The sequence below is a fragment of the Planococcus sp. APC 3900 genome, assembly GCF_030407735.1.
In the GTDB taxonomy this organism is placed as follows: Bacteria; Bacillota; Bacilli; order Bacillales_A; family Planococcaceae; genus Planococcus; species Planococcus notacanthi.
In genome coordinates, this window is sequence record NZ_JASDCT010000001.1 from 77913 (window position 1) to 90279 (window position 12367).

The 12367-nt window shown below is 44.1% G+C and carries 12 protein-coding genes; 7 read left to right on the plus strand and 5 right to left on the minus strand.

The genetic code is table 11. From position 1 onward, the window contains the following. Positions 1 to 261 precede the first annotated feature (261 nt). Both arr and QMA04_RS00365 read left to right on the plus strand, forming a co-directional pair. Positions 262 to 675 carry an NAD(+)--rifampin ADP-ribosyltransferase gene (gene arr, locus QMA04_RS00360; RefSeq protein WP_290184015.1) on the plus strand — a complete coding sequence of 138 codons (414 nt, stop codon included), beginning with the start codon at positions 262 to 264 and terminating at the stop codon, positions 673 to 675. 199 nt (positions 676 to 874) lie between these two features. Then, a complete protein-coding gene (locus tag QMA04_RS00365) occupies positions 875 to 1873 on the plus strand; it encodes an alpha/beta hydrolase (RefSeq protein ID WP_290183570.1) in 999 nt (332 codons plus the stop codon). A gap of 98 nt (positions 1874 to 1971) precedes the next feature. On the opposite strand, the gene QMA04_RS00370 is transcribed toward QMA04_RS00365, so the two are convergent. After that, on the minus strand, positions 1972 to 2382 hold the full coding sequence (locus QMA04_RS00370; RefSeq protein WP_191714557.1) for a GlcG/HbpS family heme-binding protein: 411 nt from the start codon (positions 2380 to 2382) through the stop codon (positions 1972 to 1974). A gap of 45 nt (positions 2383 to 2427) precedes the next feature. Beyond that, on the minus strand, positions 2428 to 3645 hold the full coding sequence (fdhA, locus tag QMA04_RS00375; protein WP_191714558.1) for a formaldehyde dehydrogenase, glutathione-independent: 1218 nt from the start codon (positions 3643 to 3645) through the stop codon (positions 2428 to 2430). 216 nt (positions 3646 to 3861) lie between these two features. Here fdhA and QMA04_RS00380 point away from each other — a divergent pair, with 216 nt between their 5' ends. The 3 genes from QMA04_RS00380 (at position 3862) to QMA04_RS00390 (ending at position 5684) form a co-directional block, all read left to right on the plus strand. Further along, entirely contained in the window at positions 3862 to 4233 is a 372-nt protein-coding gene (locus tag QMA04_RS00380) for a winged helix-turn-helix transcriptional regulator (protein WP_191714559.1), read from the plus strand. Positions 4234 to 4497: 264 nt separating this feature from the next. Continuing rightward, complete coding sequence (locus tag QMA04_RS00385) at positions 4498 to 5115, plus strand: NAD(P)-dependent oxidoreductase (RefSeq protein WP_290183571.1); 618 nt, start codon at positions 4498 to 4500, stop codon at positions 5113 to 5115. 86 nt (positions 5116 to 5201) lie between these two features. Then, positions 5202 to 5684, plus strand: coding sequence for a nucleoside deaminase (locus tag QMA04_RS00390; RefSeq protein WP_290183572.1), 483 nt, complete (start codon positions 5202 to 5204; stop codon positions 5682 to 5684). Between the two features lie 94 nt (positions 5685 to 5778). Here the strand turns inward: QMA04_RS00390 and ahpF are convergent, their stop codons facing one another. Both ahpF and ahpC read right to left on the minus strand, forming a co-directional pair. After that, positions 5779 to 7326, minus strand: a complete 1548-nt coding sequence (gene ahpF, locus QMA04_RS00395) for an alkyl hydroperoxide reductase subunit F (RefSeq protein WP_290183573.1) — start codon at positions 7324 to 7326, stop codon at positions 5779 to 5781. Positions 7327 to 7338: 12 nt separating this feature from the next. Then, positions 7339 to 7908 (minus strand): alkyl hydroperoxide reductase subunit C, encoded by a 570-nt coding sequence (gene ahpC / locus QMA04_RS00400; RefSeq protein WP_191714563.1) that lies wholly within the window; start codon positions 7906 to 7908, stop codon positions 7339 to 7341. A 500-nt stretch (positions 7909 to 8408) separates the two neighbouring features. On the opposite strand from ahpC, the gene QMA04_RS00405 reads away from it, so the two are divergent. Both QMA04_RS00405 and QMA04_RS00410 read left to right on the plus strand, forming a co-directional pair. Continuing rightward, positions 8409 to 9602 carry a DUF4317 domain-containing protein gene (locus QMA04_RS00405; RefSeq protein ID WP_191714564.1) on the plus strand — a complete coding sequence of 398 codons (1194 nt, stop codon included), beginning with the start codon at positions 8409 to 8411 and terminating at the stop codon, positions 9600 to 9602. A gap of 308 nt (positions 9603 to 9910) precedes the next feature. Further along, on the plus strand, positions 9911 to 10687 hold the full coding sequence (locus tag QMA04_RS00410; RefSeq protein WP_290183574.1) for an alpha/beta hydrolase: 777 nt from the start codon (positions 9911 to 9913) through the stop codon (positions 10685 to 10687). Between the two features lie 231 nt (positions 10688 to 10918). Here the strand turns inward: QMA04_RS00410 and QMA04_RS00415 are convergent, their stop codons facing one another. Beyond that, positions 10919 to 12367: an SLC13 family permease gene (locus QMA04_RS00415; RefSeq protein WP_290183575.1), complete on the minus strand. Its 1449-nt coding sequence runs from the start codon at positions 12365 to 12367 to the stop codon at positions 10919 to 10921.

Consider the following 12367-nt stretch of genomic DNA (forward strand, 5'->3'; position numbering starts at 1 on the left):
AACGCAGAAGAGGCAGCCGGGATTTTTCAGCAAGCCTGGCATGAAGCAACTGATGACTATGAAAGATTTATTGCCGCTTATCATTTAGGCCGTTTACAAAAGAGCCTCGCAGAAAAATTGAAATGGATGGAAATGTCCCTTCAGTGTGCACTGAAAATAAACGATGAGAATGTCAAAAGTGCGTATCCGACGTTATATAAAAACATTGCCGACTGCCATAAAGAAATGGGCGATCTTGAAAATGCAAAAAGAAACGCTGAATTGGCCAAATTATTTGAAGGCCCGCCAACTGATACGGGCCCGTTTTATCATGGAACGAAAGCGGACCTGGCAGTCGGTGATTTATTGACAGCCGGCGGCAATTCAAATTACAGAGACGGGCTTAAGATGAACCACATCTATTTCGCGGCAAATGCCAACGGTGCGGGGCTTGCAGCCGCATTGGCAGCAGGTGAAGAGAGAGAACGCGTCTATATAGTGGAGCCTACAGGTGAATTTGAAAACGACCCCAATGTGACGGACAAAAAATTTCCTGGGAACTTAACGCGTTCGTATCGCTCGAAAGAACCTTTGCGAATTATTGGAGAAGAGACGGAATGGACGGCATTGACAGCTGCTGAACTGCAAAAATTGCGGGAGAGTTCAGCGAAGAAGACAGGTGACATTATCAACTGACTGAAGGGGAACCGTATCATAAATAAGAATAATTTTTAGTGGGATTTATGAGAGATATTAGAAGGCTGATCATTATCGATAGTGATGAGGAAAATCAAAAATCAATCTAGAAGTTTTGCTCTCTTCAATACTAAATTGAACCTCCTGATCTACTGAGGTAAAATTGATATTATAAATGTAGTTGATACGGAGAGTGAACGTGATAAAAAAGATAGTGGTCATTGTATTGGGAGCGATTTTAGCGTTATGTCTGCTCCTTGTAGTAGTATTTATAGCCTCTCCAAAGCCCACTGCCATACTGGTTCAGCAGTTATTTGAAGGCGGCGTTGCAGTAAAGCCCCATAATTATGACGAGATTGAGAAACTGGTTCATGTGGAGAACGACTTGTCCTATGATTCTGCGCATCAAGAAGGAAATCTGGACATTGTCGCGCCCAAGGAATTTTCAGGAAAGCTTCCGGTCATCTTTTGGGTACACGGAGGCGCTTTTTTTGGTGGCGACAAGTCCGACATTACTGAATATGCTGTTCAAGTTGCCAGCAAAGGTTTTATCGTCGTTAACATGAATTACGAATTAGCCCCGAGTGCCATCTATCCAACTCCTTTATACCAAGTGGAGGAAGCTTATCAATTTATCGAAAAAAATGCACAAGCATATGGCATTGATATGGATCGGTTGTACTTTGCGGGGGACTCTGCCGGGGCTCAAATCATCAGCCAGTTTGTTAATGTTCAAGTAGAAGAAGCGTATGCAAACCTGATTGGAATAGAAGGCAGCGTTTCACCGGATAAGATTGCGGGTGTTCTTTTATTTTGTGGACCATACGACGTTTCAAAGTTTGGAGATCTCAGCGACAGTTTTTTAATCAATTTCCTATTTGACCGGGTCGGTTGGGCTTATATCGGTGAGAGAGATTGGGGAGATTCAGATCAAGTGAAGCAAGCTTCCGTCATTGATCATGTTTCGGCCCATTTTCCACCTACGTTCATCACTGATGGAAATACAGGGTCATTTGAGGAGCAAGGTTTAGAGCTGGCAGATAAATTGAATAAAAATGATGTTGAGATTGTCGACGTCTTTTATTCACAGGAAGAAGCTGAATTGGGGCATGAGTATCAATTCATTATGGATACACCACAAGCTGAAAACACCTTTAATCAGCTGATAGAATTTTTAGCTGATACAAGTAAAAAGTGAGGGGCTGATTTGGATGGGGGTTCCTCTTGTTCTGCTCAGCCCTTCAAGATAAAAGAAGCGCCAGGGTTGTACTCCTGGCGCTTCTTTATATAGAGATTTTAATGCTTATTGAATACATTTGCGCCGGCTTCTGCAACTTGCACATCATGCGGCACGCTGCTCCCGCTGACGCCTATGGCTCCCATTACTTTGCCATTCAAGATAAGAGGGATTCCACCGCCAAAAACGACAAGGCGTCCGTTATTGGTTGTATTTAATCCGTAAAGTTCAGCTGCAGGAACCGTTGCATCAGCTAGGTTCGATGTAGGCATTTTCAAGGCTACGGATGTCCAAGCTTTGTTTTGGGAAATATCGATACTCGCCAACCACGCATCATCCATCCGGTGAATGGCCATTAGGTTGCCGCCATCATCCACAACGGAAATAACCATGGCAACGCCAATTTTAGTTGCTTCTTCTTCAGCGCCAGCAATAATTTCTTTTACCAGTTCTAAAGTGATTTTTTCCAAAGGAATTAACCTCCTTGTTTTTCCATAAGCAGATAAGAAAGCAATTTACTTATTGAAATGTCCATGGGGATCAATGACAAACTTCTTGGAAGCTCCTTGGTCAAATTCAGCATATGCCTCTGGTGATTGATCTAATGTAATGATCGTTGCGTTTACCGCTTTGGCAATTTGTGCTTTTCCGCTTAAAATCGACATCATCAAGTCACGATGGTATCTCATGACCGGAGTTTGGCCTGTTACAAAAGTATGTGCTTTTGCCCAACCAAGCCCTAAGCGTACCTTCAGTGTTCCGATTTTTGCATCTTCATCGACCGCGCCTGGATCGCCGGTTACATAGAGCCCCGGTATCCCAAGACGTCCGCCTGCACGAGTGACTTCCATAATGGAGTTTAATACGATAGCTGGAGCTTCACCTGCACCTTCTCCATGTCCGCTGGCTTCAAAACCAACACAGTCAATGGCACAATCAACCTCTGGGACACCCAGGATTTGAGCGATTTGTTCGCCGAGATCTGAATGTTCCCGAAGATTTACAGTTTCACAGCCGAAACTATGGGCCTGTGCAAGGCGCTCCTTGTTTAAATCACCTACGATAACGACAGAGGCACCCAGCAGTTGGGCTGAATGGGCAGCAGCTAAGCCGACAGGGCCAGCCCCGGCGACATAAACCGTAGATCCTGGTTTTACACCTGCACTCACAGCGCCGTGATAGCCTGTCGGGAAGATATCGGAGAGCATCGTTAAATCAAGGATTTTTTCCATGGCTTGATCTTTATCCGGAAATTTCAGCAACTGGAAATCTGCATAAGGGACCATGACGTATTCCGATTGGCCGCCGACCCATCCACCCATGTCGACATAACCATAAGCAGACCCAGGACGATCCGGGTTTACGTTCTCGCAAATATGTGTGTCTTGCTCTTTACAGCTGCGGCAGCGGCCACAAGCGATATTAAACGGGACAGATACCAGGTCGCCTTTTTTAATGAATTCAACATCACGGCCGACTTCAATGACTTCACCTGTAATTTCATGGCCAAGGACAAGCCCTTCAGGAGCGGTCGTCCGGCCACGCACCATGTGTTGGTCACTACCGCAAATATTCGTAGTCACAACTTTTACTACCACTCCATGTTCGCATTTGCGCCCTACATTCAACGGATTTACCCCGGGACCGTCTCTGATGATTAATTCAGGGTAGCTAATATCTTCAACCGCTACAGTTCCAGCACCTCTGTATACAACCGCTCTGTTTCCTGCCATTTCTGTCATCTCCTATCTAATTTTTTACATATAGAGATTCACTCTTTACACCGGGGCAGCATCATAGAAGGGGAAAACTTTAAGAATTAATATTAAATATTCTCTATCTTCGATTTATTCTAAATTATAATTCTTTTTAATGGAAGAACGCACTTTTTTGTGAGAAGGTTACCTAAAGGATACTTTCAGGAAGAAATGGAAGAAAGGGGCAGTCTGATGGAAGATTTGCGGTCAGAAATAAAAAGGGAAATTGAGAGCGGTGAATTTAATTGCGAAAAAGAACTGACCTTATCGATTATCAGCGGTAAATGGAAAATCATCATTATTTACTATTTGGGAACAGAGGGTGTGTTGCGCTTTAGTGAAATTACACGATTGCTTCCCAAAATTTCACACAAGGTACTGACTACTCAAATTAGAGAATTAGAGGAAGATGGGATTGTCCATCGGAAAGTCTTTGCTGAGGTTCCGTCTAAGGTAGAATATTCGTTAACGGCTTTGGGAGAAAGCCTCATTCCAATCGTTTTAATGATGGACGAATGGGGCAAAAAAAATATCAAACACTTTCCTGTTGCGAAAAATGTGTGAGGATTCCTTCGTGGGGAATCCTTTTTCGTTTTTAAAAATTATTGCGACGTTGTGCGCAGCAGGAAAGAGCACGGTTTTAAAAGCTAAGCTATGAATAGAGGGATCGTCTTCGCTGTTTTGGTCCGTATCTTTAGAGATTTCTCTCAGCGCCGGAATGGGCGGCGATGAGCATATATCGTAAGCAAATGAAATTTATTGCTATACTTTTAGGTGGAGAAGAAACAACCATACTAACTAATGATTGAGAAAGAAAGGTGAACTGTTATGAAAATACTTGTTTTCGGTGCTACTGGCGGTGTAGGAAAAGAAGTCGTGAAGCAGGCCGTGGAAAATGGCTTTGAGGTTACAGCATTTGTTCGGACACCGGCAAAGCTGGAAGTTGCACACGATCAGTTAACCGTGGTTAAAGGCGATGCCTTCAACCAAGCGGAAGTTTCCGCAGCAATTGCCGGCCATGATGCGGTCGTATCATGCTTAGGTTCGAGCCAGGGCATGAAAAAATCAACAGAACTCCGAGAGATGGTTAAACATATCGTAACAGGCATGCAGGAACATGACGTCAAACGGATTGTCTATACGGCCTCTGCCGGGATTTATAATGAACTGCCAGGCATAAGCGGAAAACTGATGATGGGCATGCTTAAGAATGCGCTGACAGATCACCGGGCGGCAACGGATTACATCGAAGCCCATGGACTAACCTATACAATTGTCCGGCCGATGGGGTTAACCAATGGACCGTTTTCAGGCAATTACAGAGAAGCGGCAGAGGGTGTACCTGAAAAATCGAAATCCATATCACGTGCAGACGTTGCCCATTTTATCTTAAAAGCATTAAAGGACAAAAAATATGAAAATGCATCGATCGGAATTGCCAATTAAATCGTAGAACAACTCAAGCGGGCCAAGACGTTCAGCAAGTCCTGAAGGATAGCTGGAATGGAAAGCATACGGAGGAGGAGTCGGAAATGATCAGCGAAACCGATTTAAAACATTTGCGCCGATGTGTGGAATTGGCGGAAACCGCATTAGAAAAGGGCGATGAGCCGTTTGGTTCTGTCCTTGTTTCGGCTGCTGGAGAGGTGCTATTCGAAGACCATAACCACGTAGCTGGCGGCGATCATACACAACATCCCGAGTTTGCGATTGCGCGCTGGGCAGCTAATCATATGGCACCGGAAGAAAGAAGCGAAGCGACGGTCTATACGTCAGGGGAACATTGTCCGATGTGTGCAGCGGCTCATGGCTGGACGGGTTTGGGCAGAATCGTTTATGCGAGTTCTTCCGAGCAATTGGCGGGGTGGTTAAGCGAACTGGGCGCTGCTCCGTCGCGTGTGCGGAATCTGTCCATTCAAGAAGTAATCAAAGACACAGTGGTAGACGGGCCTGTTCCTGAACTGGCGGAGCACATGCACGAGCTCCACCGCCGGCTGCATAGAGCGAAACAGTAAGCCTACATTGGAAAATAAGCACATACCGATAAAAAAACAGGACTGTGGCAAGAGATTGAATCTCTTCCACAGTCCTGTTTTTTTTGAGCTTTTCTTATACTAAAACGGGTACTTCACTTCTGATGAGGTGGTCGAAAGCACTCAACGATGCTGTCGCACCCGATCCCATTGAAATGATGATTTGTTTGTATGGAATGTTTGTGCAGTCTCCCGCCGCAAACACACCCGGTACGTTCGTAGCCCCACGTTGGTCGATGATGATCTCACCGTACTTCGTGCGTTCCACTACGTCGCCTAACCAGTCTGTATTTGGAACCAGACCGATTTGGACAAATACGCCCGACAATTTAAAGTGCTTTTCAGCCCCTGTTTGAAGGTCTATATAAGAAATGCCGTTCACTTTATCGGTCCCAGTGATTTCCTGAGTTCGTGCATGCGTGATGACTGTTGCATTCGGCAGGCTGCGCAGGCGGTCCTGAAGGACTGAATCTGCTTTCAGCTCTGCATTGTATTCAAGAACAGTTACATGGTTTACAATGCCCGCAAGGTCGATCGCTGCTTCGACGCCGGAGTTGCCGCCGCCAATTACGGCTACGTCTTTGCCTGCGAACAATGGACCATCACAATGTGGGCAGTAAGCGACCCCTTTGTTCTTGAATTCAGCTTCGCCGGGCACCCCGACGTTGCGCCAACGGGCACCTGTTGAAAGAATGACGGTTTTGCCTTTTAGCACAGCACCGTTTTCAAGTTCAATTTCGATGAACTCTTTCTTTTCCAAACGCTTGGCACGCTGCAGGTTCATCACATCAATGTTGTACTCCTTCACGTGCTCTTCAAGGCTCGCGGCAAACTTCGGCCCTTCAGTATGCTTGACGCTAATGAAGTTTTCGATGCTGAGTGTATCCAGCACTTGTCCGCCAAAACGTTCGGCAACAATGCCCGTACGAATGCCTTTGCGTGCAGCATAGATGGCTGCACTTGCACCCGCTGGTCCGCCGCCGACAACAAGAACTTCATAAGGCTCTTTATCCGCAAATTCGGACGCGTCCGGGGCACTGCCTAATTTAGCTAGCAACTCTTCCAATGACATCCGCCCGCTGGAGAACGATTCTCCATTTAAGAAGACAGTTGGGACTGCCATGATGTCTTTGCTCTCAACTTCTTCTTTGAATGCGCCTCCGTCAATCATCGTATGTGAGATGTTGGGGTTAAGCACACTCATTAAGTTCAAGCTCTGGACAACTTCAGGACAGTTCTGGCAACTTAAACTGATGTAGGAGTCGAAATGGTAAGTGCCTTCAATTTTTTTGATTTGGTCAATCAGTTTCTGATCGACTTTTGGCGCACGGCCGCTTACTTGCAATAAAGCAAGGACCAATGAAGTAAATTCATGGCCAAGGGGAATGCCCGCAAACGTGATGCCGGTTTCTTCTCCGATACGGTTTACGCTAAAACTCGGTGTTCTTTCCAACTGCGTGTGTTCGACTTTAATCTTGGCAGACATCGAAGACAATTCATCCACCAAAGCCAACATATCACGGGAGACGTTGTCAGAGCCTGCGCTGGCTTTCAACAGCACATCGCCTTCCAATAATTGAAGATATTGTTCTAATTGAGCTTTTATTTCTGCATCTAGTATCATTATCAGAACTCCTTAAATTTTACCTACAAGGTCAAGGCTTGGCTTAAGTGTTGCGCTGCCTTCTTCCCATTTTGCAGGACAAACTTCTCCTGGGTTGTTGCGTACATATTGTGCGGCTTTGATTTTGCCGACAAGCGTACTTGCATCACGGCCAATGCCGTCCGCATTGATTTCTGCTGCTTGCACAACACCTTCTGGATCAAGGATGAATGTACCGCGTTGTGCCAGACCTGCTTCTTCGTCCAGTACATCAAAGCTGCGGGAAATTCGTTGAGAAGGGTCACCGATCATGATGTATTCGATTGTGCTGATCGCATCTGAATGATCATGCCATGCTTTATGGGTGAAGTGAGTATCCGTTGAAACTGAATATACTTCAACACCTAAACTTTTTAGCGTAGCGTATTGCTTTTGAAGATCCTCAAGTTCCGTAGGGCAAACGAAAGTAAAGTCTGCCGGGTAGAAGCAAACCACACTCCATTTCCCTTTCATGTTTTCTTCAGTAATGTCGATAAATTCTCCGCTTCCGGCATTGTAAGCTGAAGTGGCAAATGGTTGGATTTCTTTTCCGATCAAAGACATATAAAATTCCTCCTAAGTATTATCTTTAGAATGATCATAGTTAATGACTTCATAAAAAATACCAACCGAAGTTATCTACTCGATTAATATGATTATTTAACTATAATTATTCTAATCCTACTATTAATGGTATATGAAATAAATTCTTTGTCAAAGGTAACCCTTTATTTTGAGTTTTTCCTTTAATTACGGTAAAAAAAGGAACTTAAAGTAAAAATCCAACACTTCCAGAAAACCAAATTCAACTTTAAAACCTAGTGAATTTAGAAAATATATATATTTCAGAATACTATTGATTCTTATTTTTTTAATTTGCATTCGAGTATGGAGAAATAGTTTGTTTCGCTTATTGCAGGATGACAGTCAAACCTGAATTGACTGTCATCCTTTCTTCATCTTAAATATTGTTATAATGAAGAGGTGGTAAAAGCTGCACAAAAACCTTGGATGTCTTTTTATGCATCACACGGATTTTATTAGCCAGGGAGTTGGACTTGAAAATGAATAAAAAAGATATAGCAGATATTCGCAAGCGATTTAAACTGGATACCGATCTACTGAAGATCGCGGAAATTTATAATATCTACATCCAGCAGGAAAGCACGGAAATCTTCCACGAGGAAAGCCGTTCTTTTGCCATGTTGGACCGCGATCAGCAGGAATTGTTCCTTGAGAACTTTAAAAAAGTCTTGGGCGGCAAACTGGATGCGAAGATGTTTGAAGTGAAATTCCAGCCTCAGGAAGAAGGGCAAGCGGATCATACGCAAAAGCTTTTGTATGAAGGGCTGGAGGCAAGTGAGGTTGCTGAATGGAAAGCGAATATGCAGCGCATCGCCTTGAAGATGGTGGAAGAGCGGCCATACGAAAAAGACATGGTGGTCACGTTCATCCGCGGGAATTATCATAAGACGACAAGACGCCAGCCCGATGAGACGGAAATCGATATGCGGGATGAAGTGTATACGACATCATTTATTCTTTGCAGCATGAACCAGACGGAACTGCCGAAAAGCTCATTGGTCTTTGATTTTGTCGAAAAAGAGTATAAAGCGAATGTACTGGTCGATCCGGTCATCAAGCTGAGCTCGCCGATCGGCGGATTCCTGTTCCCAAGCTTCACGGACAATGCCGCCGATATCCATCACATCTTGTACGCAGCAGGCAAAGCGAATAAACCGGATTTCCAGTTTATCGAGAACGTCTTGAATGGCGACGAAATTGTTACAGCTGAGGAAGAGAAAGCGGTCTTTGAAGAAATTGTGAAAGCTGTCATTGGAGAAGAAGTGAATTCAAGAACACTTGCCGGTGTTTACGATGAAATCAATCAGATGCTCGTCGTAGCAGAAGAAAGTGAAGATGATGAAGAAAGCGCGCCGGTTCTGGATACAACAGAAATTACACGTGTACTGAAAGCGAGCGGCGTCAAAGAAGTCAGTCCCGAAAAAGTGGAACGGGCTTTTCAGCAAGTGGTTCAAGACAAAACCTACGAAATGAAAGCAAGCCATATCGTTCCAAGTTATGCGTCCAAGTCCATCAAAATCAACACAAAAGTCGCCAATATCGCCATCAGCCCTCAAGACTTACGATACGTTAAAGAAGTCAATTACAACGGCAAACGATGCATCCTGATCGAAGTGGAAGAAGATACGATGATTGAAGGGTTCAAGCTGCTTGCGGAAGAAGAGCTGGAGTAGGAGAGGGATTTGATTGATCCTTCAGCTGGCTATGTAATATGGAAGCGGCTGGCTCAAAACAAGTGGTCACCATCGAAAAAGAGTCTCTCCTTCATCGATAGAGAGACTCTTTTTTTTATGTTTCTGGATATAAAGGTCAGTTGGTTGGGGAGTCATCTGTTCAGCAAATGTATAGCTTCAAAATAGTTGGTTTTAAAACCTAGTTGACAAGTAGGTTTTAACTGTAGTCTAATGTGAATAAGCTTTTTTCAGTAATAGTAAGACCAAACAACAAAATATAGCTTTAGAACAGGCAAAGGAGGATTCAAATGGCTACTGAACAATATCCGGTCATCCCACAAGCTGAATCATTTTTTCTAAAAGGCAATAGCACGGGAGTATTATTGTGCCACGGCTTTTTAGGCACGCCGCAAAGTGTGAGGGATTTGGGCGAGGCCATAGCTGCACGTGGCTATACAGTTTCTTGTCCTAGACTTCCAGGCCATGGCACGCATTTCAAAGACCTTGAGCATTTTGGCTGCGATGATTGGTTCGCGCGGATAGAAGAGGCCTATAATGAACTGCGACAGACATGTTCCAGCGTTATCGTCATCGGGCAATCGATGGGCGGGACCTTGAGTTTGGATTTGGCCAGCCGCCACTTCGACATTGAAGGAATTGTCCTGATCAATCCGGCGATCAATATCCCTGCGTTTGAAACATACCGCACTCAACCATCTTCCACTTATGTTACAGAAGGCCAGCCGGACATCAAGAAAGAGGATGCAGTGGAAATCACTTATGAGCAGGCGCCAGTGAAAGCGTATCACCAATTATTGCATTATATGAATGCGGTTGATGCTAAACTCTCGGACGTGCGTTGTCCGGTCGTTTGTTTCCAATCGCTTGAAGATCATGTTGTCCCGCCGAGCAACACAGACTATATTCTTACTAAAGTTCAATCAGAAAACACCTATAAATATGAACTGCAAAACTCGTATCATATTGCCTCTATGGACCATGAACTGGATTTTGTCGTCGACAAGGCCATTCAGTTTGTTGAAGAGACGCTTTCAGTGGAAGCCGGAGAAAAACTTCAGAAATGACATAATTTCTAATTAACTAGAAATGAAGAGATAAAATTGAAAAGACTGTTGAAAAGAAGTTGGTTCTTTTCAACAGTCTTAACTTTTTCTTGAGTTTTCATTAGCAAAAATCATCATTTTCGGCTGGGATGGTTGAGTGAGCTTAAGGATGCAGTTCTGCCATATGGATTGGAGGTCGTTAATCGGTTAATATTTTACCTGATTCCGGAAGTGTTTGTTTGATGTCTCCTTTTACAATTGCAGCCCGGTCCATTGCCAATAAGAAAAATAAAACAGCATCATTACGCCGATGTAAATCGGCATTAACAGCAAACTGATTTTCAGTAGAGTTTTTGCATCGTATGAGTTTTCTTCATCCTCATAAAAGAGCAGCAATGCTTTTGAACTGACAGGGAACGTTACGCAATAGTTCATGCCGATTAAACTTAAAAACACCACGGTAGACGGATTTGCCCCGATCGCTTCACTGAACAGCAAGAAACCTGGGATAAAGACGATGGCACGGGTGGTATGGGAGGTAATATATAAATGACTCGTCACGGATACGAGCAGAACGGCCAACACAATCTGCCAATCTGGAGCATCTGCAAATAGCTGGAGAAAGAACAGCATTTCTTTTTCCACCCATTTGACCACCCCTGTATCCACTAATACTTTTCCCAATGCTGCCGCTGCGGCCACAAAAATAATCAAATTCCATGAAACAGATTTCATTCCCTGTTTCCAGCTAATAATGCCATAGGTTGGTGCCATGACAAAAATTGCACCGACCATTGCCACGAAAGCAATGTCATAACCATGAATGCTTTCTGTCATCCAAAATGCAATCAAAGAAACCAACACGAGTAATGTCTTTTTTTCTATTGGATTCATTCGTTTTTTCACTTCGGAACGTTCAGCCATTTGGCTGTTTTCCAGCAGTTCCCCTCCATTTTTTGGCCAAAGCGTCCATTTCACAACGAAAAAGGAAACAATCGTCATCACGACGGCAAAAGGAAGTCCCCAGATGAACCACTGGATAAAAGAAATGGACTGCTGGGCTGTACTTTCAAGCAGCCCAATGCCAATTAAATGTGAACCGGCTCCGATAAAAGTAGCGGAAGTGCTCATTAAGATGAGCAGCGGCGCTAACAGAACCAAGACACGTTGTTCTTCTTCCGTATATTTTTTGCTTAGTTGATTGATGATCGGCATAGCTAATGCTGCCCGACCGGAAGTGGAGGGGATAAAAAACACAGTCGCAACTATAACAGCATTTATTCCCGCCAGCACATTTCCTTTTTTCTTTGATTTGCTCAAAATAATGACTACTAACCTTTCTGCTAATCCAGACTCTTTGACGGCATTTCCGATAATGAAAGAGCCGATCATCAACCAGATAACTTGTTCTGAAAGGGATGTGTACAGCAAATCCGGTTCGGCAGCCTTCATAATAATAACGAATCCAATAAGTGAAATGGCAACAAATCCAGCTGGCATTTTCGTAGTAACCCACAGAGTCATCGCTGACAGGAAAGCGAATAAAGCAACCTTTGGCGGATAGTCCAGCGTGTCGATTGACAATATAGCTAAGAAAAAGAGGACATGGAGGCCAGCAAGAACTGCCGGCTTCGAGTATAAAGAATTTCTTACAGTTAACAGCCGCTCTTTTTTAAGATGATTTTCGAATCCTTTCATCAT

Coding starts and splice junctions, on each gene's coding strand:
- fdhA (WP_191714558.1), bottom strand. CDS start 3,645: ATGGCAGGAAACAGAGCGGTTGTATACAGAGGTGCTGGAACTGTAGCG.
- QMA04_RS00380 (WP_191714559.1), top strand. CDS start 3,862: ATGGAAGATTTGCGGTCAGAAATAAAAAGGGAAATTGAGAGCGGTGAA.
- QMA04_RS00385 (WP_290183571.1), top strand. CDS start 4,498: ATGAAAATACTTGTTTTCGGTGCTACTGGCGGTGTAGGAAAAGAAGTC.
- QMA04_RS00390 (WP_290183572.1), top strand. CDS start 5,202: ATGATCAGCGAAACCGATTTAAAACATTTGCGCCGATGTGTGGAATTG.
- ahpF (WP_290183573.1), bottom strand. CDS start 7,326: ATGATACTAGATGCAGAAATAAAAGCTCAATTAGAACAATATCTTCAA.
- ahpC (WP_191714563.1), bottom strand. CDS start 7,908: ATGTCTTTGATCGGAAAAGAAATCCAACCATTTGCCACTTCAGCTTAC.
- QMA04_RS00405 (WP_191714564.1), top strand. CDS start 8,409: ATGAATAAAAAAGATATAGCAGATATTCGCAAGCGATTTAAACTGGAT.
- QMA04_RS00410 (WP_290183574.1), top strand. CDS start 9,911: ATGGCTACTGAACAATATCCGGTCATCCCACAAGCTGAATCATTTTTT.
- QMA04_RS00415 (WP_290183575.1), bottom strand. CDS start 12,367: ATGATGAAAGGATTCGAAAATCATCTTAAAAAAGAGCGGCTGTTAACT.